Origin of the sequence: Pseudomonas sp. R2-37-08W (assembly GCF_003851705.1) — a bacterium.
GTDB lineage: Bacteria > Pseudomonadota > Gammaproteobacteria > Pseudomonadales > Pseudomonadaceae > Aquipseudomonas.
This window is the reverse complement of sequence record NZ_CP027728.1, coordinates 2,413,203-2,437,088: the sequence shown is the minus strand read 5'-3', so window position 1 is coordinate 2,437,088 and position 23,886 is coordinate 2,413,203. Positions and strand designations below refer to the sequence as shown.

Here is a 23,886-nt window from a genome sequence, read left to right as displayed (position 1 = left end):
ATGCCGCAGTTCTTTATCGACCGCCCGATTTTCGCCTGGGTAGTGGCCCTGTTCATCTTGCTGGCCGGCTTCCTGGCGATCCCGCAATTGCCGGTGGCCCAATACCCCAACGTAGCGCCGCCAAAGGTGGAAATCTACGCGGTATACCCCGGCGCTTCGGCCCAGACCCTCGACGAAAGCGTGGTCAGCCTGATCGAGCAGGAGCTCAACGGCGCCGATCATTTGCTGTATTTCGAGTCCCAGAGCAGCCTCGGTTCGGCGACCATCACCGCCACGTTCCAGCCGGGCACCAACCCGGAAATGGCCCAGGTGGATGTGCAGAACCGCTTGAAGGCGGTGGAGCCGCGCCTGCCGCAAGCAGTGACGCAACAAGGCTTGCAGGTGGAGAAAGTCTCGGCCGGCTTCCTGCTGCTGGTCACGCTGACGTCCAGCGACGGCAAGCTCGATGACGTGGCGCTCAGCGATTACCTGGCGCGCAACGTGATGAACGAACTCAAGCGCCTGGACGGGGTGGGCAAGGCCCAGTTGTATGGCGCCGAGCGCGCCATGCGCATCTGGATCGATCCGCAGAAGCTGATCGGTTTCAACCTCACCCCGGCCGACGTGAATGCCGCCGTCAGCGCGCAGAATGCCCAGGTGTCGGCGGGCAGCATCGGCGACTTGCCGGGCACCAATACCCAGGAAATCACCGCCGCCATTCTGGTCAAGGGCCAACTGTCGACGCCGGCGGAGTTCGCCGACATCGTGCTCAAGGCCAACCCTGACGGCTCCACCGTGCGCATCGGCGATGTGGCGCGGGTCGAAGTCGGCAGCCAGGAATACCAGTTCTCCACGCGCCTGAACGGCAAACCGTCCACCGCCGTCAGCGTGCAACTGGCGCCAGGCGCCAACGCGCTGAACACCGCGACCCTGGTGCGGGCGAAGATGGACGAACTGTCGCGCTATTTCCCGGCCAACGTGGAATACAAGATCCCCTACGACACCTCGCCGTTCGTCAAAGTCTCGATCACCAAGGTGGTTTACACCTTGCTGGAGGCAATGGCGCTGGTGTTCGCGGTGATGTTCCTGTTCCTGCAGAACGTGCGCTACACCCTGATCCCCACCCTGGTGGTGCCGATTGCGTTGATGGGTACCTTTGCCACCATGCTGTTGCTGGGGTTTTCGATCAACGTGCTGACCATGTTCGGCATGGTGCTGGCGATCGGCATCCTGGTGGACGATGCGATTGTGGTGGTGGAGAACGTCGAACGGATCATGGCCACTGAAGGCCTGTCACCCAAGGAGGCGACGAAAAAGGCCATGGGCCAGATCACCGGCGCCATTGTCGGTATCACCCTGGTGCTGGTCGCGGTCTTCCTGCCGATGGCGTTCATGCCAGGCTCAGTGGGGGTGATCTACCAGCAGTTCTCGTTGTCGATGGCCACCTCGATCCTGTTCTCGGCCTTCCTGGCCCTGACCTTGACGCCAGCGCTGTGCGCCACCTTGCTCAAGCCGATTGCCCAGGGCGAGCACCATGCCAAGGGTGGCTTTTTCGGCTGGTTCAATAAACGCTTTGAACAGCTCACCGACCGCTACGAAGGCTGGGTGGCCTATGCGCTCAAGCGCAGCGGGCGTTACCTGCTGATCTACCTGGTATTGCTGGTGGGCCTGGGGCTGTTGTTCAGTCGCCTGCCCTCCTCATTCCTGCCGGTGGAAGACCAGGGTTACACCATCACTGATATCCAGCTGCCACCGGGCGCCAGCAAGAACCGCACGGTGCAGGTGGCCGAGCAGATCGAGGCGCACAACGCCGGTGAGCCGGGGGTGGGCGATACCACCATGATCATGGGTTTCAGTTTCTCCGGCTCCGGGCAGAACGCGGCGCTGGCATTTACCACGCTCAAGGATTGGTCGGAGCGCGGCAGCGATGACTCCGCGGCGTCGATTGCCGACCGCGCCAACATGGCTTTCAGCGGGCTCAAGGATGCGATCGCCTATGCGATCCTGCCGCCGCCGGTAGACGGCCTGGGCACCTCCAGCGGCTTCGAGTTCCGTCTGCAGGACCGCGGCGGCGTTGGCCATGCGGGGCTGATGGCCGCGCGCACCGAGCTGCTGGAGGCTGCCGGGAAAAGTCCGGTCCTGGCCAACGTGCGTGAAAGCGCCCTGGCCGAAGCGCCGCAGGTACAGCTGGAAGTGGACCGCAAGCAGGCCAATGCGCTGGGCGTGTCGTTCGCCGATGTGGGCAATGTGCTGTCGTCGGCCATCGGCTCGGCCTACATCAATGACTTCCCCAACCAGGGCCGCATGCAGCGCGTGGTGGTGCAGGCTGAAGGCGACCAGCGCAGCCAGGTGGCGGACTTGATGAAGATCAACGTGCGCAACAACGCCGGGAAGATGGTGCCGTTGTCTGCCTTTGTCGAAGCCAAATGGACCCAGGGGCCGACGCAATTGACCCGCTACAACGGCTACCCGGCCATCGCCATCAGTGGCGAAGCGGCGCCGGGCCACAGTACCGGCGAGGCGATGAACGAAATCCAGCGCCTGGTCACCCAGTTGCCGGCGGGCCTGGGCCAGGAATGGACGGGGTTGTCGTTGCAGGAACGTTTGTCCGGTTCCCAGGCGCCATTGCTGCTGGGCCTGTCGCTGTTGATCGTGTTCCTGTGCCTGGCGGCCTTGTATGAGAGCTGGTCGATCCCGACCTCGGTGTTGCTGGTGGTGCCCCTGGGTGTGCTCGGCGCGGTGGTGGCCGTGAGCCTGCGCGGCATGCCCAACGATGTGTTCTTCAAGGTCGGCTTGATCACCATCATCGGTTTGTCGGCGAAGAACGCGATTTTGATCATCGAGTTCGCCAAGGACCTTTACGAGCAGGGTGAAGATCTGATCGACGCCACCTTGAAGGCGGCGCGCCTGCGCCTGCGCCCGATCATCATGACATCGCTGGCGTTCATCCTCGGCGTGGTGCCGCTGGCGATTGCCACCGGTGCCAGCTCGGCGAGCCAGCAGGCGATTGGTACGGGGGTGATTGGCGGGATGATCACCGCGACATTGGCGGTGGTGTTCGTGCCGGTGTTCTTTGTGGTGGTGATGAAACTGGTGCGCAAGCGCCACAACAAAGATTAATCCAATGTGGGAGGGGGCTTGCTCCCGATGGCGGTGTGTCAGTCAGCATATTTGGCACTGATACACCGCCATCGGGAGCAAGCCCCCTCCCACAGGATCAGTTACAGTCTGCTCAACTATCGCTAGCTGTGAGCACCCATGCCCTTCCTCGCCCGCACCCACCCTCGCCTCTCAGCCGCCGCCGTGCTCGGCCTCGCCGTGGGCATCCTGGTACCCGCCGATACGCTGGCCAGCAAAATTTTGATCGGCTGGAACGCCGGGGTCTGGACCTACCTGGTGCTGATGCTGTGGCTGACCAGCCGTGCCAAGGCAGAGGACGTCAAGCGCATCGCCGAGGTCGAGGACGAGAACGCCGGCCTGGTGCTGTTCACGGTGTGCATCGCCGCCATCGCCAGCCTGGCCACCATCACCTTCGAACTGGTCGGCAGCAAAGACCTGGCGCCCACCGAACGTCTGTTGCACTACGGCTTCACCGGCTTGACGGTGATCGGTTCATGGCTGTTGATCGGGGTGATCTTCAGCGTGCACTACGCCAGGCTCTATTACACCTGGAACGGCAAGGAGCCGGCGCTGCGTTTTGCCGAAGGCTTGCTCACGCCCAACTATTGGGACTTCCTGTATTTCTCCTTCACCATCGGCGTGGCGGTGCAGACGTCCGATGTGGGCGTCGCCACCCGTGGCTTGCGCAAGGTGGTGCTGGGGCAATCGTTGATCGGTTTTCTGTTCAACACGGCGATTCTGGGGTTTTCGATCAATATCGCCGCAGGCCTGTTTGGCTGAGTTGCACAAACCTTCTAGACGCCTGGCCGCCCTTGGGCGCTAATGGCGATACACATTCATCCTCGGTGTTTTATGGCCGCGCACAATTGGATCGACCTGTCCCAGGACGCCGACACCGGCATCGAGACCCTGCGCGCGCATTTCGAGGGCCACGCCTACGATCCCCACTGGCACGACAGCTACCTGATCGGCGTCACCGAACAAGGCGTACAGCAATTCAACTGCCGCCGCACGCGCCACAACAGCGTACCGGGCCAAGTGTTCCTGGTGGAGCCCGGTGAGTTGCACGACGGCGACGCGCCCACCCCGGACGGCTTCACCTATCACATGTTGTACCTCGACCCGCACTGGTTGGCGCGTGAAGTGAGCGCAGTGTTCGAAGAGGCGCCGCTGGACAGCCAGTTGAGTTTCGCCAGCACCTTGACCGGCGATCCGCGCCTGGCCCTGGCCACCAGCCAGGCCTTTCAAACCTTGCACAGCGGCGAGCTGCGCATTGTGCGGCAACGCGCCATGGACCAATTGCTGGAGCGCCTCACCAGCCACCTCTACTGGCGCATCCGCTACCGCGAGGACCCGCGATTGCCGCAGGTGGCGCATAAGGCCCGGGAATACCTGCATGCCCATCTGCACGCAGACATCGGCATGGAAGAACTGGCTCTGGCCTGCGGTGTCGACCGCTTCCGCCTCAGTCGCGCCTTCAAGAGCGCGTTCGGCCTGCCGCCTCACGCCTACCTGGTGCAACTGCGCCTGGCTCACGCTCGGCATTTGCTGGGCAAGGGCGAGCAACCGGCGGATGTGGCGATGGCCCTGGGTTTTGCCGACCAGAGCCACCTGGGCCGCTGGTTTGTGCGCGCCTACGGCCTCACGCCCGCCGCGTACCGCAAGCGTTGCTCAAATGTTCCAGACAGGTAGCGTTCAGGCCTGTGAAGATCGACTCCATCAATTGATTGTTGGGAGTCGCCCGCCATGTTGCCGTTTATCCTGTTTGCCTTTGTCGCCTCCATCACCCCGGGTCCTACCAATATCCTGGTGCTGAGTAACAGCGCACGGTATGGCTTTAAGGCCGCACTGCCGATCATCCTCGGCGCCTGCCTGGGTGCAGCAGGCATCGTGCTGTTGGTGGGCTCCGGGGTGGGCCAGTCACTGGTGCATTTGCCCAAGGTACAAAGTGCGATGCAGTGGGCCGGCGTGGCCTGGCTGAGCTATCTCGCCTGGCAGATTTTCAGCGCGCCAGTGGAGGCCTTGGACGTACAGTCAGCGCAAAAGCGACTGGGTTTCAGCGGTGCCGCCAGCCTGCAATTGATCAACCCCAAGACCTGGATGATGGCGCTGGCAGTGGTCAGTGTATTTGCGGGTAATGGTGCAGAACGCCAGAGCCAGGTAATGACCCTGTCGATGGTTTTTTTCCTGATTTCCTTGCCATGCCTGGCAACCTGGGCCGTGCTGGGTGCAGGCTCAAGCCAGTTCCTGCGTTCGCCAAGTGCCATGCAACGCTTCAACCGCTGTATGGCCCTGCTTCTGCTGGGTTCGGCCTGGCTGAGTGTAGTGATCTGAATGTAAAAAAAGGGGGAAGCCATAGCTTCCCCCTGTTCAATCGAACGACAACTTCAGAAGTCGTACCGCACGCCGAAGTTGACGCCCCAAGGCTGGTCGATCTTCTTGCCCTGGCTGGTTTCGAAGTCGGCATGCAGCTTGACGTTCTCCGATACGGCCATGGCTACACCGGCCGCCAGCTCGATGCGCGAGCCGGACAGGTCGTTGTTGAAGCTCTGGTCGTTGATGAACACCTTGTTGCTCTGGTCAAACTCGTGGGCGACCGCAGTACGCAAGTAAGGCTGCAGGATACCGCCGCTCTCCAGTTGGATGTTCTTGCCCGCAGTCACACCCAGCTTACCGACCACCGAACTGGAACGATCACCCTTGGCGTGCAACCCATTGGTCAGGTCGTAGCTTTGCGCCTGGGTGATGGTGGCCGACAACTGCCCATAAGGCTCGACGAAGAAGCCGTCGTCCAGCTTGATATGGCGACCGAACTCAGCCGAGGCACCCACGGCGTTTTGCGCGTAGTTGCCTTTGGCTTTCTTGCCATCGCTCATGGTCACATTGTTGTCGGTGTGCAAACGGTTGAGCTTGGCCACACCGTCGAAGTACAGACCGCTTTCAGCGTCCATCCAGGTGGCATAACCGCCCACATAGTAGCTCTTGACCTCGCCACTGCTGCCACGGTTCAGGCTTAGATCGGAGACGCTGTGACCGGCCATCATACCGGCGATCCACTGGCCGTCCCCTCCGGACAACGGCGCGTCGGCACCGATGGTGAAGCCCTTCTGGTTTTGCGTGTAGCCCGCACCGTTCTTGTTGGCCGCCACATCGAATTTGTTGCCGTAGCTGCGCATCCACATACCGTTGCCCGCGCCTTCGCTGAAGCGCAATTCGCCCATGCGCGTACGCAGGATGCTCATCTCGCCATACAGCACGGTCGGCGCGCTGTTGAACAAGGCCAGCACCGAGTGGGCGGTAGTACTGGTGCCGCGACGGGAGGGGTCGAGCAGCCAGTCGGTACCTTCTTTCTTCAAGCCGTAATCATAGGCGCCAATATCAACGGTGCCGCCCGCCAGGGCGAACTGCGCATCACCGCCTTCGGTGTGCACCACCTTGATCGGCTCGCCCTTGGCCAGCTCCGAACCGGTGGCCGCCAGCAGCAGGCTGTGGTTGCCTTCAGCCTTGCCTTGCACGTTGAGGAAGTCGGCCTGGTTGGTGGAAAAGTCGGTGTGCATGATGAAGGTGCCGTTACCGTCCAGGCTCTTCACATCCAGTTGGTAAAACTCGTTCGGCGCGCCGAATTCCACTGAGCCACCGCCCATTTTCAAGGCGTCAACATTACTGTTGCCGACCAGCACCCACTTGGACGCTTCGTTCACGCTCAGTTCGGCGACGTTCTTCAACTGGCCGGTCAGAAAGGCACCGTTATTGAGTTGCACTTTTGCCTGGCTGCCGTCTTCGACCACCACGTCGCCGAACAGTGAGCTGCTGTCCACGTTCAGGTTGGCCGTGGAGCCACCGGTGACTTCGAGGAGATTGCCATTGCCGCCGATCAGATTGGAACCATTGCGCACCTGGATGTCGGCGTTGCTGCCTTGCCGGGTGAGAATGGCCGCGCCGCTTTTGCCTTCAACGCTCGATCCGTCCAGCACCAGGCTGTTGCCCAGTACGCCGGAGGTGCCGTCTATACCCATTTGCACACCGTTCTGCCCGCCGACAATCTGGCTGTTGGTGGCATAGGCCTGACCGCTGAACAGGGCAATCCCCACACCGGTCGCACCGGTGGCTTCAACCTTGGTATCGACCAGGTCAAGTACGCTGTAGGCGCTGGCACTGGCGCCGCGCTGCGTGCCGGTGATGGTGGAGTTGACCACTCTGATTTTAGAGCCCACTTTGGACCCGTCTTGCCGGCCGGCGACCAGCCCGCTGCCGTTTTTGTTGAGGATATTGCTGTTGGTGACCAACACATTGCTGTCGCTGGACTGCACGGCGGCATTCGCGGTGCTACGCGCAATGACATCGGAACCGTCGATACGAACAGTGGACGCATAGGCCGTAATGTCCTGGGTAGAACTGCCCGGCTCGAGTGTCAAGGTTGCGGACTGACTGGTAATGTTCTTGGTGACGGCACCCTTGACGGTAAAGCCGGAGCCTGATTTTAACTCAAACGAGTCCGGAGTTGGCCCAGGCACGACGAAATCGTCAGGCTTGGTGATGACACGGGCATCGGCGGCGTGCGCTACAAGCATCAACAAGGTGACAGCGTTGACTTTCAACGCCAGACTTAAAGGCGATGGCTTGAAATTGAATACAGTTGACATTGAATGGACCTCTGGGTTGGCATTCCTTCACGGAAAAAATCTGGCCGGTTCCAAAGTGCGCGGGAGCCAGCCGATCGAGCGGTGCCAAGGTATCCAGAGCGGTTACCATTTTATGTAGGATTAGTCTTAAGGTGCCGTATGAATGCGGGTTTGAGCCCGGAGTCAATACATAGTTTTTTTGTCAAAAAAAACCTAAGAGCGGGTCTGCCGCTCTTAGGTCTGGACCGTTACACCCAACTAAACGGGTACGGCAGTTCCATCACAGAAAGTTCCGGGAGTGCCTGGTGCCCCAGCTCTGTGACCACGGGCACGATGGAGCGTCTCATCGGAGTTCAAGGGACCGCCAGAGAATGGGATGCTGTACCAGAGTTTCATCGACCCCATAAGGCGCGCAGCAGCGTTTGGCTGGATGGTTTTGAAGATGGTCGCGTAAGGTCCCAGATTCATTTCGAACCCTAGGTTTATATCAGTTTCCGTCAGGATGGTCCTGTTAGCCAGGCCAACAGCAGCGCTAACAGGCGTTGTTCCGAGGTCATCGCTATAGCCCTGCGAATGCAGCGTCACCACCATATTGATTCGGAACTCATTGCTGGGTGGAATAAACACCACCAGGTCGCCAGGGGGCGGCCCGACAGGCCTGAAACTGTCACAATTGATGAAGCCGGCTGCGTTGAGGTTTCTCACCCGCGGTGCGTCCAGCGAGATAACGATCGCAGTCACATTGACGGGTGTGAGAGGCGACTGCTGCGAATTGGTAGTGCCTGTCGACTCAATCGTGTAATACGCCAATTTGGTACCGTTTTTACCGTCGAAGATGGCGGCCCACGGAATAACCATATCGACATCTTCGTTAGCGACACCACCGGTTATCAAGCGGGAATCAACCATATTTCCGTTATAAAAAAGCTTGATCGTAAAGTCTCTGGCGTCAGGTGTCGGTGGTTCATCCCACAGTCTGATTCGCGCGATGGCATCTCTGGACGCATGCGCCGGAGTCAATTGGTCGTCATCCGGCCCTTCAGTGCCGTCCAGCCGCACACCTATCACACGCACCCGATTGAGCTTGGTATTGATCGGATCGGGACCTTCCGGGGTTGGGCCTACGACATCCAGGTCCAGGTTCGTCGTCGCTGTCAAGCCCGCCGCGTAACGGACCGAGCGGCGCTTGACCGCATAAGAAACCGTCAATGGCAGCAACCCTACCGTGGCCCCGTAGAGTGCGACCAGCGTCGCATAATTGACATGCACGGGAATCGGAAAAATTGCGCTTCCAACCGGAAAGCCGGGCAAGGTTTGCGGGCCCAGGCTGGTGGTGAGGGTAATAATCAGTTCATCGTCCGCGCGCAGCACATTATCGTATTCGGGAATACGCACAATCATGCCGTTAAGTGCCGCCACATCAGCACGGTTGGTCAAGCCATCGCCGGGAGAAGCCAAATCGATAGTGGGAGTTTTAAAATTGCTGGGTTTAGGAAATAAGCTCACGTCGAACCTGAAGGCACCCGACTTTTTTGACTCATTGCCCGCCGCATCCACGTAGACAACCCGCAATGCCTTTTCGCCGTCCGGATGTGCCTGGACAACCGACAGCGGCAACGGAAAACTAAGGTCTGCAGGAATGACCCAAAAAGGATCTGGATTACCAGGTACCGGAAAATAGGGTTCGTCGTCATCTCCATAGTAAGACGCTCCCTTATCCCCAGGCATTGCGCCTTCACTCAGATACTCGCTGGGAAGAGTAAATATTGCCGATTGGTTGGGCTTGCCCAAGAAATAATCCGCTTCAACGCTGCTAGGTAAATCAATGGGGGGAACAGGTGCGGGGGGCGTACCCACCCAATTTACAAAGGGTGGATCAAGGTCGATGATAAGCAACTGCGGAATAGACTCGGTAGTGTTGCCAACGCTGAAAACCTCTATGCTATATTTGACTTTATTGATACCGATCGGGCGGCGCCCGCGTACAACATTTATCTCAAGCCCGGTTGCCGGAACATTCGCTGCCGGAATGATGATTGGGTCTTTCCATTCCGCCTGATCATTTGGCTGGACCCACAGCGTATACGTATCAGGTTCTAACGGATTGGTGCTGAAATCATCCGGCCGCGCAATGGTCACCTTCATGTTTTCGCTGCGTGCGACCTTTGCGGTGATCAACCCGGGAAATCCAGGCACCTCCCCCTCCAGCTTAGCGTCCGGCAACGCAAACAAACCAGGGTTGGCTTTGCGTTCATTTTGGAAATTTCGAATAGCTTCCAACGTTTGCCTTTTCATAGTATCTCCAAGACTCTTCAGGTAAGCGTGACTTCAAGGCGCAGGAATCCGCGCAATACAACACTGCGAACATTCTCAACATACTGCTCAATAACAGCAGCGTGAACTTCAGAACATAAAATGCCGTAGCAGTTTTAACTTACTCACGCAGAACGCGGGCTGCTTGCCCCGTCGCTGAACAGTTAATAATGTCACCCGCCTTACAATAGCCGTCGGCGGAATAGTTTAAATCGATACGAATTTTTCTGGGCACGGACTCGCCGACCAACATGCCACGACGCCTGACTTGATAAAACACTTGAGCGGAACCAAAGTTGTGCATCGGTACAACTTTTTCTTCATAGGGCGCTACCGTAAAGTCCAATCCATTGATCAAGTCATAATCGCTATCAAAGGATTTACTTTCAGCATAGCGAGAGTCTTCAATCACCGGCCCCTCCCAATTATTCGTGAGGTATCCAGCCCAGAAAAACCTCACGACGTCATCAAGTTCAAAGCGTTGATCATTGGCTATATGCCAATGCACGCCATGAAACACCTCGGGCTTTGAGCAACAGGCTAAATAACCGGCTCCGCCTACCAGGGTATGTTTGAGGATCGGCGATGGAAATGAGATCAGCGTGCCGGTATTGACATTGACGAAGGTGTTTTCAGACTGTTGCTCATTCACTCCATTACTGGTGGTGTAGTACACGGGCAAGGCAGGATGAATAAAACCCGCCATGACCGCCCACGGAATGACCGTGGAAAACACCAACTGCCCTTCCACATCCCCCGCTTGCACCGTGTAGGACGCAACCGGCCCGACACCGTCCCAGAAAAACCGCAGCACTTGCCCCGGCTCCGGCTTTTCATACAGGAAGACTCGGGCCCGTGCGCCGGCAGGGTTGTCATCATGGTTGACCACATTCGGGAGGTTGGACACCAGCCCGCGGACCTCTGCCAGGGGTAAGTCCGGATTCAGCAGTGCCGGCGCATTGGCGTGGTCCTGCCCGGCGATGGTCAGGTTCACATTCACGCGAATGGCAAACGAAGGAAAGGCGGGCAGCGTGCCGCGAATAATCTCATAGCGTACCGGCACCGTTTCCGGCGCCAGCGTATCCGTCAGAGGTCCGCGCAACACCGGCCATGGAATCGGCACATCGGTGGGGGAGCCGTCAACGGGATGGAGCGACGTGGGCCTGCCTTTCCAATACACCACAACCTGATCGCCCGGCGCCCAGCCGGTATAGCTGCCGATCCGCACAAAAATTCCGGCCCTGGCGTCTTCGCGATTGATCAACAAGTCGGTGTAAAGCTCAGAAGGATAGATTTCGGGAGGCGGCAGATCAGAAGGCAAAGGGATCAGGCCCAGTTGAAACGGAAGGCCCGCACTGCGATCACTGAAATTGCCGGCCTTGTCGAAAATGCGAAAAAAGATATAAGCGGCACCATTAGCCAGATGACGAAATACGTCGGCGGGCAGATACGCGATCAGGGGCTCGCCACTCGATACCCACTCGTACACGCCGTCCTCACGCGCGACCGGTGGGTTGGCCAGATTGGAGGTGTAAAAGTGAAGGACGTCGCCATCGCTGCGCCCCCTGTAAGCCGGCACATGAAACGCCACCAGAGGGTTGGCGAGCAGATAAGCCTCGTCCATCACAGGTGAAGGGGGCACCACGAACTCCAGATGGTCCGCCGGATCCAACAACTGCGGCTCATCCATGTCCACGGTGAGTGTGCGTTTGGGGTCCAGGACAGTCTCGCCGCCAAATGAGTCCGTGACTGAGTAATAGAGCTCAACGGGGCCCGATAAGGCGCGCAGTACCACCAGCGGGACAAACATCTGATGCTCGATCGGCAACGGGGGGGCGGCGCATTGATCGTCAGGAAGTCGCGATAGACCACCGCACCGCCCCGTGCCCAAAACAGAGTCAGGATATGGGGTGTATCCAGCGGTTCTGGTGGCGGCCCCCACTGGGGAATAAGCACTTCAAGCGGTGCAAGCATCAGCGCCGCCGGAATCAGGCCCTCCGGATCCAGCGGGTCCACCCCGGGAATAATCATCGGGGCCAATGCCAGGGGCCCGTTGTCATACAGCCTGGAGCTGTCGGCGGTGATAGCTGGTTCGTCGGTATCGGACATAAATATTTCCTCAACATTGCAGCCGGGAATAACCAGCGATCACCGTATGAGCCGGCCTGGGGTTGAAGAAATTAAAGCCTCAATCACACCCGTTCGATACTGTCAGAACTCACAGGTGCAGCTATCCATTCGTCGGATTCCAGCCGGTCAGAAACGCAAATCCATTAGGTTTTTTCTTGACGACTCGCACGGTGTGGTGTCTTCTGAAACCGGTTTCAGCCTGACCCACAATTTTCTATTCCAATAAGAAAGGCCCGCCACCGTGACTTCATTTTCCGCCGCCCAGCGCAGCCGCGTGACCATGCTCGATGTCGCCGAGCGCGCAGGTGTGTCCAAGGCCAGCGTGTCGCGCTTTATCGGCGATGACCGCGCCCTGCTCTCCGATGCCATCGCCCTGCGCATCGAGCAAGCCATCGATGAACTTGGCTACCGCCCCAACCAGATGGCCCGTGGCCTCAAACGTGGGCGCACGCGCCTGATCGGCATGCTGGTGGCCGATATCCGCAACCCCTATTCCATTGCCGTGATGCACGGCGTCGAAACCGCCTGCCGCCAGCATGGCTATAGCCTGGTGGTATGCAACACCGACCGCGATGACGAACAAGAGCGCCAGCACCTGGCGGCGCTGCGTTCGTACAACATCGAAGGGTTGATCGTGAACACCCTCGGCCATCACCTCGACCAATTGCTGGAACTGCAACGGGAAATGCCCCTGGTGCTGGTGGACCGCAAGGTCGAGCCGCTGCACAGCGACCTGGTGGGGTTGGACAACCCGGCGGCGGTGCGTATGGCGCTGGAGCATCTTGAGCAGCAGGGCTATCGCGAGGTGCTGCTGGTGAGCGAGGCGACCGACGGCACCAGTTCACGGCTCGAACGCCTGCACAGTTTCAAAACTGAAGTCGCCAACCGCCCGGACATGAACGGCGCCGTACTCGAGTTGAACGACGCGCTGGAAAATCACCTGCGCATCTTCCTGGCCAAACCCGCGCGCAAAGCGCTGTTCTGCGCCAACGGCGTGGCGGCGCTGGCGTGCACCCGTGCGCTCAAGGCGTTGGGCTGCCACCTGTTCAACGATATCGGCCTGATTGCCCTGGATGACCTCGACTGGTATCCGCTGGTAGGCAGTGGCATCACAGCGCTCGCCCAGCCGACCGAGGCGATTGGTGCCAGTGCGTTCGACTGCCTGCTCAAGCGTTTGCGTGGCGATACAGCCCCCACGCGCACCCTGGATTTTTTGCCCCAACTGATCATCCGAGGCTCCACCCAACTCCCTGTGGGAGGGGGCTTGCCCCCGATTGCGGCATATCAGTCAGCTTAGCTGTAGCTGACCCAACGCTATCGGGGGCAAGCCCCCTCCCACATTTTGCTCTGCGCATAAAAATGAAACCGGTTTCAGAGGTAAACAACAATGCATGAATATCCCGTCTCTATCAGCCTTTCCAGCTACGGCGCCGAGCTGGTCCGCCAGCAGGGCCAATTGAGTTTTGTCGCGCTGCTGCACGCCGCCGGTGCCCGGCGCATCGAATGGCGTGAAGAACTGCTGACCACCGAACCGCCTGGCACCCTGGCCCAGGCCGCCGCCGAGCAAGGCCTGGAATCGGTATTTTCCTCGCCCCTGGAACTTTGGGTCGCCGGCCGTGCCCAGCCCAATGCAGACTTGGCCGCGACCCTGGACCGCGCTCAGGCCTTCGGCTCGCGCTGGCTGAAAGTGTCCCTGGGTTACTTCACCGACACCAACGACCTCGAAAGCCTGCACGCCCTGCTCAACCGCCATGCGGTCAAGCTGCTGGTGGAAAATGACCAGACCCTGCACGGTGGGCGGATCGAGCCGATGCAACGGTTTTTCACTGAGGTCGACCGCCTGGGCCTGCCGGTCAGGATGACCTTCGACATCGGCAACTGGCAATGGCAGGACCAATCCGCGCTCACCGCCGCGCGCCTGCTGGGCCGGCACGTGGACTACTTGCACTGCAAGGCCGTGGCCCGTCGCCCGGACGGCAAGCTGGTAGCCCAGCCGCCTGGCGCCACCGACCTGCATCTGTGGGAACAACTGCTCACGCACATGACCCAAGGTATTACCCGGGCGGTGGAATTTCCGCTGCAGGGCGACGACCTGATCCAGGTCACCGCGCAACAGGTCGCCACCCTCGCCCGCCTTGGCCAACCCCGCGTGGAGAATGCCCATGTCTGAGATCGATATCCTGTCGTTTGGCGAGACCATGGCGATGTTCGTCGCCGAGCAGACCGGCGACCTGGCCCAGGTCGGCCAGTTTCACAAGCGCATTGCCGGGGCCGACAGCAATGTCGCAATTGGCCTGTCGCGCCTGGGTTTCAATGTCGCGTGGTTGAGCCGGGTGGGTAACGACTCCCTCGGGCGCTTCGTGGTCGATACCCTGGTCAACGAAGGCCTGGACTGTAGCCATGTAGCCATCGACCCGCTGCACCCCACCGGTTTCCAACTCAAGTCCCGCGAAGAAGCTGGCGCCGATCCTCAGGTGGAGTACTTCCGCAAAGGTTCGGCGGCCAGCCATCTGTCGATTGCGGCCATCAGCCCGGCTCTGTTGCAAGCTCGTCACCTGCATGCCACCGGGATTGTGCCGGCGTTGTCCGAGGCCACCCGCGAATTGTCCGTGGAGTTGATGACACAGATGCGCAAGGCCGGGCGCAGCGTGTCCTTCGATCCGAACCTGCGTCCATCCCTGTGGGCCAGCCAGGCGCAGATGATCCGCGAAATCAACGCCCTGGCCGGCCTGGCTGACTGGGTATTGCCCGGCCTCAGCGAAGGCCAGCTGCTTACCGGCTTCGATGACCCGGCGGATATTGCCGCGTTCTACCTCGATCAGGGCGCCGAAGCGGTGGCAATCAAGCTCGGGCCCGACGGCGCGTATTACCGCACCCAGATGGACCAGGGCTTCGTCGCCGCCGTGCGCGTGGACAAGGTGGTCGACACCGTGGGCGCCGGCGATGGTTTTGCCGTGGGCATGATCAGCGCCCTGCTGGAAAACGCCAGCTTTCCCGAGGCGGTACAACGCGGCAACTGGATCGGCAGCCGCGCCGTACAGAGCCGCGGCGACATGGAAGGGCTGCCCACCCGCGCCGAACTACCCAGCCGATCCGTTGCTTGACCCATTACCCACTCTCCCTGTTGCCACAACTACAACAAGCTCAGGAGCAACCTTATGGAAACCGTGAAACTCGCCACCCGCCGTTGGTGGTACATCATGCCCATCGTGTTTATCACTTACAGCCTGGCCTACCTGGACCGCGCCAACTACGGCTTCGCCGCCGCCTCAGGGATGGCCGAAGACCTGATGATCACGCCGGGCATGTCGTCCCTGCTCGGCGCGCTGTTTTTCCTCGGCTACTTTTTCTTCCAGGTGCCGGGGGCGATCTACGCGCAGAAGCGCAGCGTCAAAAAGCTGATTTTCGTCAGCCTGATCCTGTGGGGCGGCCTGGCTACCCTGACCGGGGTGGTCTCCAACGCCTACATGCTGATCGTCATCCGCTTCATGCTCGGGGTGGTCGAGGCTGCGGTGATGCCGGCGATGCTGGTGTACCTGTGCCACTGGTTCACCCGTGCGGAACGCTCGCGGGCCAACACCTTCCTGATCCTCGGCAACCCGGTGACCATGCTGTGGATGTCGGTGGTCTCGGGCTATCTGGTGCAGCATTTCAGCTGGCGCTGGATGTTTATCATCGAGGGCCTGCCGGCGGTGTTATGGGCATTTATCTGGTGGAAGTTGGCCGACGAGCGTCCCAAGGACGCCAAGTGGCTGAGCGACACGGAAAAGCACAGCCTGGAAACTGCCCTGGCCGCCGAGCAAGTCGGGATCAAGGCGGTGAAAAACTACGCCGAGGCCTTTCGCTCGCCGAAGGTGATCATCCTGGCGCTGCAGTTCTTCTGCTGGAGCATTGGCGTATACGGCTTCGTGCTGTGGCTGCCGTCGATCCTCAAGGCCGGCCTGAAGATGGACATGGTCGAAGCCGGCTGGCTGTCAGCCCTGCCTTACCTCGCAGCGGTGATCGGCATGCTGGTGGTGTCCTGGGGTTCGGACAAGCTGCAGAAGCGTAAACGCTTCGTCTGGCCGCCGCTGTTGGTTGCCTCCATCGCGTTCTATGCCTCCTACGCGCTCGGGGCTGAACACTTCTGGTGGTCCTATACCCTGCTGGTGATCGCCGGGGCGTGCATGTACGCGCCTTATGGTCCGTTCTTCGCCATCGTTCCAGAAATCCTTCCGGCCAACGTCGCCGGCGGCGCCATGGCGCTGATCAACAGCATGGGCGCACTGGGCTCGTTCGGCGGTTCGTACCTGGTGGGTTACCTCAATAGCAGCACCGGTTCGCCGGGCGCTTCGTACCTGTTGATGAGCGGTGCGTTGATGCTGTCGGTGGTGCTGACGATTTTCCTCAAGCCCGGCGCCAGCGACCGCGTACGCGAGCCCGTGGCTACCCTCGAAATGAAGGCCAATTCCTGATGAAAAAATCCGTGGTTTTATACAAGAAACTCTCCGCGCCGCTGATGGCCCGCCTGCATGAGCAGGCCGACGTGACCCTGATCGACTCACTGGACGAGGCCGGCCTGGCCCAACTGCGCAGCGCCCTGCCCAACGCCCACGGGCTGTTGGGCGCCAGCCTGCGCCTGGATGCCGGGCTGCTTGACCTTGCGCCGAAGCTGGAAGCGGTGGCGAGCGTTTCCGTGGGGGTGGACAACTACGATATCGACTACCTCACCCAGCGCGGCATCCTGCTCAGCAACACCCCGGATGTGCTCACCGAAACCACCGCCGACACCGGCTTTGCGCTGATCCTGGCGACTGCCCGACGCGTGGTGGAACTGGCCGACATGGTGCGCGCCGGCCAATGGAACAAGAACATCGGCCCGGCACACTTCGGCAGCGATGTACACGGCAAGACTTTGGGCATCATCGGCATGGGTCGCATCGGCGAAGCCTTGGCCCAGCGTGGGCATTTTGGCTTCGGCATGCCGGTGATCTACCACAGCCATTCGCCCAAGCCTGCGGTAGAGGCACGTTTTGGCGCGCAGTACCGCAGCTTGCCGGAACTGCTCAAAGAGGCCGATTTTGTCTGCCTGACCTTGCCGCTGACGGCTGAAACCGAGAAGCTGATTGGCGCTGAAGAGTTCGCGTTGATGGGGCCGGAGACGATCTTTATCAACATTTCCCGGGGCAAGGTGGTGGACGAAGCGGCGCTGGTCGAGGCCTTGCAGCAACGCACTATTCGGGCGGCCGGGTTGGATGTGTTCGAGAAAGAACCGCTCGACCACGCATCGCCGCTGCTGCGGTTGAACAATGTGGTGGCGACGCCGCACATAGGCTCGGCGACCCATGAAACACGCGAGGCGATGGCCAAATGTGCGGTAGATAACCTGCTGCAGGCGTTGGCCGGAGAGCGGCCGCAGAACCTGGTGAACCCAGGCGCCTGGAAATAAGGGGCGAGCCCTATCACTGTAGGAGCGAGCTTGCTCGCGAAAAACGTCTAGGCAACACGTTCATTCTGAATGAACGCGGGGCCCCTGAGTTCTTCGCGAGCAAGCTCGCTCCTACAATGGCATCAGGGCAAGCCCCCTCCCACCCTTTTGCCTGCATTTCAAATGGTCAGATAACGAACTTCGCCACCATCCCATTCAAATCTACCGCCAACCGCGACAGCTCATGGCTGGCCGCGCTGGTCTGGTTGGCGCCCGCTGCCGACTGGGTCGCCAGGTCACGGATATTCACCAGATTGCGGTCCACTTCGCGCGACACCTGAGCCTGCTCTTCCGAGGCGCTGGCGATCACCAGGTTGCGTTCGTTGATCAGGCTGATCGACTGGGTGATCTGCTCCAGCGCCACGCCAGCGGCGCGGGCCAGTTCCAGGGTGTGTTGGGTGCGCTGGTTGCTCTGCTGCATGGATTGCACGGCTTCACCGGTGCCGTTCTGGATGCCGGCGACCATTTTCTCGATTTCCTGGGTGGACTGCGCGGTGCGATGGGCCAGCGCCCGCACTTCGTCGGCCACCACCGCGAAGCCACGCCCGGCTTCACCGGCACGCGCCGCTTCGATCGCGGCGTTGAGCGCCAACAGATTGGTCTGCTCGGCAATCGCACGGATCACGTCCAGTACCTTGCCGATGTCACGCCCTTGCGCTGCCAGCCCTTCGATCATCGCCGCCGTGTTCTGCACATCCTGGGTCATGGTCTGGATTGCCCCGACCGTCTCCACCACCCGGTCGCGGCCTTCCCGCGCCGCCTGGTTGGACTGGCCGGACGCTTCGGAGGTGGACACCGCATTGCGCGCCACCTCTTCCACGGCTGCAGTCATCTCATTGACCGCCGTGGCCGCCTGGTCGATTTCATTGTTCTGCTGTTGCAAGCCACGGGAGGCTTCTTCGGTGACTGCGCTCAATTCTTCGGCAGCCGACCCAAGCTGCGTGGCCGAGCCTGCAATGTGCTGGATGGTCTGGCGCAGGTTGGCCTGCATGGTCGACAAGGCACTGATCAGGCGCGCCGGTTCGTCCTTGCCGTCGTCCTCGATGGTTGTCGTCAGGTTGCCGCCGGCGATGCTTTCAGCCGCTTGCACGGCCTTGCGCAACGGCGTGACGATGCTGCGGGTCAGCAGCCAGGCCAGCAACACCGTCAGCAACGCAGCGGCGACCGACACCACGATGACGCCGGTAATGGCGCCTTCGTAACTGTGCTCTGCCTGGGTATCGGCAGCCTTGGCGCCGGCGGCGTTGAGGGCGATCAGTTTATTCAACTGCTCGCCCATCTGGTCGGTGCCTTCCTTGATACGGCTGTTGATCAGGGCGCGCATTTCATCGACCTTGTCTTGCCTGGACAGGGCAATCATGTCGGCCTGGGCCTTGACGTAGTTGTCCAAGGTAGTGGCGAATGCCTTATACAACACCGCCTCCTCGACATTTGCCGGCAACGCGGCGTAATGGGTCTGCGCGACCCTGACCTTGTCCACCAACACGCCGATGCGGGCTTCAGCTTCCTGCAGGGCCGCCGGCTCACGGTTGACCAACACGCGAAAGGACAGGATGCGCATGCGCAACACGTTTTCCGTCATATGCCCCAGGTACGTCACACTGGGCAGCTGATTGGTGCTCATGTCCAGCGAAGCCTGGCGCATCAGGGTCATGCGGTTGACCGCAAACACCCCCAAAATGACCACCAGCACTGCAATGAAGGCAAATCCGAGAAATGCGCGAGGGGCAATATTCAGATGACGCAGGGACATAAGGGGGGCTCTCAGAAGTGATGTTCGCCAGCGACCTGCCGCGAATCGATCCGTCAGCGCCAACGCGCTACCCAGACCTTGGCCACCCCTGGTGTAATGGATAGGTTGGCCTATACGGGGTATCGGCTGATGTCGACGTTTTATGCAGGCGCTTTATAAATAATTTATTACACTTCTGACGACTGGCCGTTTCTGGCATCCTGCGCCTCCCTTTTCTGACCCGAGCCCTCATTTTGTCTGACGCTCAAGCCCCCCGCCCGCGCTATAAATCCGACCTGATCTACGGCCTGGAAGACCGTCCGCACTTCACGGCGGCGATATTTGCCGCCTTGCAGCATGTGCTGGCGAGCTTCGTCCGCATTATCACGCCGACCCTGATCGTCGGTGGCGTGCTGGGCCTGGAAAGCGAAGTGCCTTATCTGGTGAGCATGGCGCTGTTTGTCTCGGGGCTCGGCACTTTCGTACAGGCACGTACCTTCGGCCCCGTCGGCTCCGGGCTGTTATGCCTGCAAGGCACCAGTTTTTCCTTTATCAGTGTGATCCTGAGTGCCGGCTTCATGGTCAAGGCCCGCGGCGGCGGCACCGATGAGATTCTTTCGACGATCTTTGGCATCTGTTTTTTTGCAGCCTTCATCGAAGTGGTGCTCAGCCAGTTCATCGGCAAGCTGCGCAAGCTGATTACCCCGGTGGTCACCGGCACCATCATCACCTTGATGGGCTTGTCGCTGATCAAGGTAGCGGTCACCGACATGGCCGGCGGCTTTGGTGCGGGCGACCTGGGCGCCGCCAGCAACATGGGCCTGGCGGCGCTGGTGCTGCTGACCATCGTGGTGCTCAATCGCTTCGACAACCCGTTCCTGCGCCTGGGCTCGATCGTGATCGGCCTGACCCTGGGCTTTGTGGTGGCGTGGTGGCTGGGCCGGGTGGACATGACCGCTCTGCCCCAGGTGCCCTTGATCAGCGTGCCGGTGCCGTTCAAGTACGGGTTTTCGTTCGACTGGGTGGCGTTTATCCCGGTGGCGGTGATCTTCCTGATTTCGCCGCTGGAGGCCGCCGGGGATCTGACGGCCAACTCGATGATTTCCCAGCAGCCGGTCAAGGGCCCGCTGTACATCAAGCGCATCAAGTCCGGCCTGCTGGCCGACGGGCTCAACTCGGCCATGGCGGCCACCTTCAATAGCCTGCCGATGGTGACGTTCGCCCAGAACAACGGCGTGATCCAACTGACCGGCGTCGCCAGCCGCTACGTGGCGTACTTCATCGCCGGCCTGCTGGTACTGCTGGGACTGTTCCCGATGATCGGCGCGGTGTTGCAATTGATGCCCAAGCCGGTGCTGGGCGGCGCGACCCTGATCATGTTCGGCACCGTGGCCGTGGCCGGCATCAAGATCCTCGCCGAAGCCGGGCTGCACCGACGCAATGTGCTGATCGTGGCGATTTCCCTGGGGATGGGCCTGGGTGTGGCCGCCGTGCCGGAAGTGCTGCGCGACCTGCCCACGGCGCTGCACAACATTTTCGAATCACCGATCACCGTGGGGGCGTTCTGTGCAATCTTGCTGAACATTTTCCTGCCGGAAGAGTTCATAGAGCTGCAAGAAGACGAATTCGATCCGGAGTCCTCTACCCTCAAGGTCATGCAGGACCCGGACGTCACCAAACACTAGGAGCACCTTTGTATGCGCAAGCTCATGGTTCTATCGCTGTTGCTACTGACCTTGAGCGCCTGCGCGCTATTCCCCAATCGCGATCCGGTCAACATCAACGTGGTCGGCATCGAACCCATGCAAAGCCAGGACCTGGAAGTACGCTTCGCCGTGAAGCTGCGGGTGCAGAACCCCAATGAAACGCCAATCGACTACAACGGCGTGGCCCTGGACCTGGAGGTCAACGGCCGCCCACTGGCCTCGGGCGTCAGCGACCAGGCCGGCAGCATCCCGCGCTTCTCCGAAGCCGTGCTGATGGTGCCGGTCAGCGTTTCGGCGTTCACCGTATTGCGCCAGACTTTGGGCTTGAGCCAGACCCAGAGCTTGAACAACCTGCCCTATGTACTGCGGGGCAAACTGGCGGGTGGACTGTTCGGCACGATGCGCTTTGTCGAGCGGGGCACGTTGGATTTGCCGAATACGGCGACCTGGTGAAGGGCATGCAACCGACATTCTTCACCGAACGCCTGATTCTGCGCCCGCTGGTGCTTGAAGATGCCGAGGCGATCCAGCAGCAATTTCCCCACTGGGAGGTGGTGCGCTACCTCAACGCGCAGGTGCCATGGCCTTATCCGGCGGATGGCGCACGCACCTATCTGCAACACGTGGCCCTGCCCGCCATGCTCCGGGGTGAGGAATGGCACTGGTCGATCCGTCTTAAAACCGCGCCTGAACAGTTGATTGGCAATGTCAGCCTGATGGATGAAGCGGACAACAATCGCGGATTCTGGCTGGGGCCGCAGTGGCATCGGCAAGGGTTGATGCCCGAAGCCAGTGCCGCCGTGACCGACTATTGGTTTGGCGTGCTCCAGCGCCCCGTGTTACGTGTGCCCAAGGCTGCGCCGAACCTGGGGTCACGGCGGATTTCAGAGCGCACCGGCATGCGTTTGATCAAGACGGATGAGGGCGAATTTGTTGCAGGCACTTTCCCACGGGACATTTGGGAAATGAGCCGTAAAGAGTGGTTGGAATCCAAATCTCTCAAACGATAAAGATCAAATGTGGGAGGGGCTTGCTCCCGATGGCGGCCTGTCAGTTACTGGGTCAGGTGACTGAACCACCGCCATCGGGAGCAAGCCCCCTCCCACATTTTGCCCCTCATACATCAGGTAGCCATCAACCTACTGAGGTAATGCTGTGCAACTGGCCATGGCCCACCTATAAATCGCCCAAACGCCAGAGATCCAAATGTGGGAGGGGGCTTGCCCCCGATAGCGGTGTTTCAGTCAAAGATGCTCAGACTGACCCACTGCTATCGGGAGCAAGCCCCCCTCCCACATGTTTAATCGCGTTTAGTCAGCGATATAGCGCACGCCCGGCCTGGCGCGCTCGTCCACCGTCAACTCAAAAATATCCGGCCTGGCGTAGTGCCCCACCACGTCATAGTCATACCTGGCCCGCACCAACTCATCGGTATCGATCCGCGCTGTCAGCAGGCCCGCCTCACCCACCAGCGGCCCGGCCAGAATGTCTCCCATCGGCCCGACAATCACGCTGCCTGCGGCAGCGTCTGCCGAAGCTGCGGGTGATCTTTCGCCAGCCCCACAGCCAGATCGTCGCCGACGCCCTGCTCGACCGCAGCCTGGACTTGGCGATCACCGCCGGCGGGTTTGCCGAGCGGCGCCTGAGTCGGCAAGTGCTCGGGGAAGGTGACTATCGCTGCCTGGTGGATCCGGACAGCCTGGCGTCCGGCCAGCAACAGCTCGACCTGACGGAGTTCGTCGCGCGCGAACATGTGCTTGTGTCGTCGGGTGGGTTTATCGGCATTACCGATGAAGGCTTGGCGGCGCACGGCTTGAGCCGCCAGGTGTGCGCGTCCACCAGCCACTTTGCCGCCTTGGCGTTTCTGCTCAAGGGCAGCGCGGCGGTGGCGACGGTCCCTGGGCATGCCGCCGAGGCCATCGCCCGCCTGACCGGCTTGGGCGTACTGCCCTGCCCACTGGCGTTGCCCCGCTATCCGGTCGAGCTGGGCTGGCGCACCCAGGCCCAGCTCGACCCCTTGCTGTTGAAGGTTCGCGAGGCGATCGAGGCGTGCTTTATTTAGCCGCGGCCATCAGCTTGTTGACTTCGCTGCGCACCATGTTGGAAAACTCCGGCGGCGACATGCCGTCCAGTTCCGCGCGCACCCACTCGGCCCATTTGCCCTTGCGCTTGGCGCGCTCGCCGAACAAGCGCGCGGCTTCGCCCTTGGCCTTGCCCAGGTTGGTTTGCCACAGGTCGTAGAGACGCGACTTTTCATCTTCCAGCTCGGCGCGTTCGGCGAGGGTCTTGTTGGCGAGATTGAAGCTCATGTTGAATTACCTGCTGCACAAATAGGTGACATCTTACACTGTAGGTCGAAAAGACCCGATTTCGATTTTGCCGCAAATGGGCAGCCCGCAAAATAACTGCAACTTTTGCCAGCGCCCGATACTCCATTGTTCACTGTCACCTACACTTGCAAGGAGTCACACATGGCCCGCAAAACCGCCGCTCAATCCGTCGAAGATCAAATCAAGGATCAAGCCTTCAGCGAACTGACTTCGCTGATTGAAGAATCCGACAAACTGCTCAAGAGCAGTGCATCACTGGTGGGTGAGGAAGGCGAAACCCTGCGCGAGCAGGTCGCCATCAAACTCAAGCAAGCCCTGGACTCAGTGTCCAACGTCCGTGAGCGCAGCAAGCCGGTAGTCGATGCCACCGAAACCTATATCGGTGGTCACCCCTGGCAGACCGTGGCGATTTCCGCAGGCTTTGGCCTGGTGGTAGGCCTGCTGCTCGGTCGCCGTCACTGATAAGTAGGGGCTGCGCCCAGGGCGC

Annotated in this window: 18 protein-coding genes and 2 pseudogenes; 14 read left to right on the top strand and 6 right to left on the bottom strand. The window is 60.4% G+C overall.

Annotated features, from left to right (window positions below):
- The 4 genes from C4J93_RS11420 to C4J93_RS11405 all read left to right on the top strand — a co-directional run bounded on the left by C4J93_RS11420 (position 1) and on the right by C4J93_RS11405 (position 5,433).
- Positions 1-3,099 (top strand): efflux RND transporter permease subunit, encoded by a 3,099-nt coding sequence (locus C4J93_RS11420; protein ID WP_124429350.1) that lies wholly within the window; start codon positions 1-3, stop codon positions 3,097-3,099.
- A gap of 138 nt (positions 3,100-3,237) precedes the next feature.
- Complete coding sequence (locus C4J93_RS11415; protein ID WP_124362412.1) at positions 3,238-3,879, top strand: DUF1345 domain-containing protein; 642 nt, start codon at positions 3,238-3,240, stop codon at positions 3,877-3,879.
- Positions 3,880-3,951: 72 nt separating this feature from the next.
- Positions 3,952-4,791 carry an AraC family transcriptional regulator gene (locus tag C4J93_RS11410; protein ID WP_124429349.1) on the top strand — a complete coding sequence of 280 codons (840 nt, stop codon included), beginning with the start codon at positions 3,952-3,954 and terminating at the stop codon, positions 4,789-4,791.
- Between the two features lie 54 nt (positions 4,792-4,845).
- Positions 4,846-5,433 (top strand): LysE family translocator, encoded by a 588-nt coding sequence (locus tag C4J93_RS11405; RefSeq protein ID WP_124429348.1) that lies wholly within the window; start codon positions 4,846-4,848, stop codon positions 5,431-5,433.
- 53 nt (positions 5,434-5,486) lie between these two features.
- On the opposite strand, the gene C4J93_RS11400 is transcribed toward C4J93_RS11405, so the two are convergent.
- The 3 genes from C4J93_RS11400 to C4J93_RS11390 form a co-directional block, all read right to left on the bottom strand.
- The gene (locus C4J93_RS11400; RefSeq protein ID WP_124429347.1) at positions 5,487-7,742 is read right to left on the bottom strand and encodes an autotransporter outer membrane beta-barrel domain-containing protein; all 2,256 of its coding nucleotides are present in this window, start codon (positions 7,740-7,742) and stop codon (positions 5,487-5,489) included.
- Between the two features lie 237 nt (positions 7,743-7,979).
- The gene (locus C4J93_RS11395; RefSeq protein ID WP_256660171.1) at positions 7,980-10,016 is read right to left on the bottom strand and encodes a hypothetical protein; all 2,037 of its coding nucleotides are present in this window, start codon (positions 10,014-10,016) and stop codon (positions 7,980-7,982) included.
- Between the two features lie 139 nt (positions 10,017-10,155).
- Entirely contained in the window at positions 10,156-11,844 is a 1,689-nt protein-coding gene (locus C4J93_RS11390) for a hypothetical protein (RefSeq protein ID WP_256660170.1), read from the bottom strand.
- A 561-nt stretch (positions 11,845-12,405) separates the two neighbouring features.
- Here C4J93_RS11390 and C4J93_RS11385 point away from each other — a divergent pair.
- The 5 genes from C4J93_RS11385 (at position 12,406) to C4J93_RS11365 (ending at position 17,592) form a co-directional block, all read left to right on the top strand.
- Positions 12,406-13,461: a LacI family DNA-binding transcriptional regulator gene (locus tag C4J93_RS11385; protein WP_124429346.1), complete on the top strand. Its 1,056-nt coding sequence runs from the start codon at positions 12,406-12,408 to the stop codon at positions 13,459-13,461.
- Between the two features lie 90 nt (positions 13,462-13,551).
- The gene (locus tag C4J93_RS11380) at positions 13,552-14,334 is read left to right on the top strand and encodes a sugar phosphate isomerase/epimerase (protein ID WP_124403864.1); all 783 of its coding nucleotides are present in this window, start codon (positions 13,552-13,554) and stop codon (positions 14,332-14,334) included.
- Positions 14,327-15,268 carry a sugar kinase gene (locus tag C4J93_RS11375; RefSeq protein WP_124403863.1) on the top strand — a complete coding sequence of 314 codons (942 nt, stop codon included), beginning with the start codon at positions 14,327-14,329 and terminating at the stop codon, positions 15,266-15,268. The genes C4J93_RS11380 and C4J93_RS11375 overlap by 8 nt, the downstream gene beginning before the upstream one ends.
- 54 nt (positions 15,269-15,322) lie before the next feature.
- Positions 15,323-16,618: an MFS transporter gene (locus C4J93_RS11370; RefSeq protein ID WP_124362403.1), complete on the top strand. Its 1,296-nt coding sequence runs from the start codon at positions 15,323-15,325 to the stop codon at positions 16,616-16,618.
- Entirely contained in the window at positions 16,618-17,592 is a 975-nt protein-coding gene (locus C4J93_RS11365) for a D-glycerate dehydrogenase (RefSeq protein ID WP_124429345.1), read from the top strand. Before C4J93_RS11370 ends, C4J93_RS11365 begins: the two co-directional genes overlap by 1 nt.
- A 166-nt stretch (positions 17,593-17,758) precedes the next feature.
- On the opposite strand, the gene C4J93_RS11360 is transcribed toward C4J93_RS11365, so the two are convergent.
- Positions 17,759-19,384: a methyl-accepting chemotaxis protein gene (locus tag C4J93_RS11360; protein WP_124366649.1), complete on the bottom strand. Its 1,626-nt coding sequence runs from the start codon at positions 19,382-19,384 to the stop codon at positions 17,759-17,761.
- Between the two features lie 233 nt (positions 19,385-19,617).
- On the opposite strand from C4J93_RS11360, the gene C4J93_RS11355 reads away from it, so the two are divergent.
- Genes C4J93_RS11355 through C4J93_RS11345 form a run of 3 tightly spaced genes read left to right on the top strand, consistent with a single transcriptional unit; the run spans position 19,618 to position 22,079 of the window.
- Positions 19,618-21,048 (top strand): nucleobase:cation symporter-2 family protein, encoded by a 1,431-nt coding sequence (locus C4J93_RS11355; RefSeq protein ID WP_124429344.1) that lies wholly within the window; start codon positions 19,618-19,620, stop codon positions 21,046-21,048.
- Between the two features lie 12 nt (positions 21,049-21,060).
- The gene (locus C4J93_RS11350; protein WP_124429343.1) at positions 21,061-21,522 is read left to right on the top strand and encodes an LEA type 2 family protein; all 462 of its coding nucleotides are present in this window, start codon (positions 21,061-21,063) and stop codon (positions 21,520-21,522) included.
- A 5-nt stretch (positions 21,523-21,527) separates the two neighbouring features.
- The gene (locus tag C4J93_RS11345) at positions 21,528-22,079 is read left to right on the top strand and encodes a GNAT family N-acetyltransferase (RefSeq protein ID WP_124429342.1); all 552 of its coding nucleotides are present in this window, start codon (positions 21,528-21,530) and stop codon (positions 22,077-22,079) included.
- Positions 22,080-22,379: 300 nt separating this feature from the next.
- On the opposite strand, the pseudogene C4J93_RS11340 reads toward C4J93_RS11345, so the two are convergent.
- Positions 22,380-22,592, bottom strand: a pseudogene (locus tag C4J93_RS11340) (carbon-nitrogen hydrolase family protein); the annotation flags it as partial.
- A gap of 2 nt (positions 22,593-22,594) precedes the next feature.
- Here C4J93_RS11340 and C4J93_RS11335 point away from each other — a divergent pair.
- Positions 22,595-23,131, top strand: a pseudogene (locus C4J93_RS11335) (LysR substrate-binding domain-containing protein); the annotation flags it as partial.
- Here the strand turns inward: C4J93_RS11335 and C4J93_RS11330 are convergent.
- On the bottom strand, positions 23,124-23,378 hold the full coding sequence (locus tag C4J93_RS11330; protein ID WP_003190904.1) for a hypothetical protein: 255 nt from the start codon (positions 23,376-23,378) through the stop codon (positions 23,124-23,126). The pseudogene C4J93_RS11335 and the gene C4J93_RS11330 overlap by 8 nt on opposite strands.
- 162 nt (positions 23,379-23,540) lie before the next feature.
- Here C4J93_RS11330 and C4J93_RS11325 point away from each other — a divergent pair, with 162 nt between their 5' ends.
- Positions 23,541-23,861 carry a YqjD family protein gene (locus tag C4J93_RS11325; protein WP_124362397.1) on the top strand — a complete coding sequence of 107 codons (321 nt, stop codon included), beginning with the start codon at positions 23,541-23,543 and terminating at the stop codon, positions 23,859-23,861.
- Positions 23,862-23,886 lie beyond the last annotated feature (25 nt).

Bases quoted from the DNA above. Each gene is read 5' to 3' on its own strand.
- C4J93_RS11420 (WP_124429350.1), top strand. From the start codon at position 1: ATGCCGCAGTTCTTTATCGACCGCCCGATTTTCGCCTGGGTAGTGGCC.
- C4J93_RS11415 (WP_124362412.1), top strand. From the start codon at position 3,238: ATGCCCTTCCTCGCCCGCACCCACCCTCGCCTCTCAGCCGCCGCCGTG.
- C4J93_RS11410 (WP_124429349.1), top strand. From the start codon at position 3,952: ATGGCCGCGCACAATTGGATCGACCTGTCCCAGGACGCCGACACCGGC.
- C4J93_RS11405 (WP_124429348.1), top strand. From the start codon at position 4,846: ATGTTGCCGTTTATCCTGTTTGCCTTTGTCGCCTCCATCACCCCGGGT.
- C4J93_RS11400 (WP_124429347.1), bottom strand. From the start codon at position 7,742: ATGTCAACTGTATTCAATTTCAAGCCATCGCCTTTAAGTCTGGCGTTG.
- C4J93_RS11395 (WP_256660171.1), bottom strand. From the start codon at position 10,016: ATGAAAAGGCAAACGTTGGAAGCTATTCGAAATTTCCAAAATGAACGC.
- C4J93_RS11390 (WP_256660170.1), bottom strand. From the start codon at position 11,844: ATGTTTGTCCCGCTGGTGGTACTGCGCGCCTTATCGGGCCCCGTTGAG.
- C4J93_RS11380 (WP_124403864.1), top strand. From the start codon at position 13,552: ATGCATGAATATCCCGTCTCTATCAGCCTTTCCAGCTACGGCGCCGAG.
- C4J93_RS11375 (WP_124403863.1), top strand. From the start codon at position 14,327: ATGTCTGAGATCGATATCCTGTCGTTTGGCGAGACCATGGCGATGTTC.
- C4J93_RS11370 (WP_124362403.1), top strand. From the start codon at position 15,323: ATGGAAACCGTGAAACTCGCCACCCGCCGTTGGTGGTACATCATGCCC.
- C4J93_RS11365 (WP_124429345.1), top strand. From the start codon at position 16,618: ATGAAAAAATCCGTGGTTTTATACAAGAAACTCTCCGCGCCGCTGATG.
- C4J93_RS11360 (WP_124366649.1), bottom strand. From the start codon at position 19,384: ATGTCCCTGCGTCATCTGAATATTGCCCCTCGCGCATTTCTCGGATTT.
- C4J93_RS11350 (WP_124429343.1), top strand. From the start codon at position 21,061: ATGCGCAAGCTCATGGTTCTATCGCTGTTGCTACTGACCTTGAGCGCC.
- C4J93_RS11345 (WP_124429342.1), top strand. From the start codon at position 21,528: ATGCAACCGACATTCTTCACCGAACGCCTGATTCTGCGCCCGCTGGTG.
- C4J93_RS11330 (WP_003190904.1), bottom strand. From the start codon at position 23,378: ATGAGCTTCAATCTCGCCAACAAGACCCTCGCCGAACGCGCCGAGCTG.
- C4J93_RS11325 (WP_124362397.1), top strand. From the start codon at position 23,541: ATGGCCCGCAAAACCGCCGCTCAATCCGTCGAAGATCAAATCAAGGAT.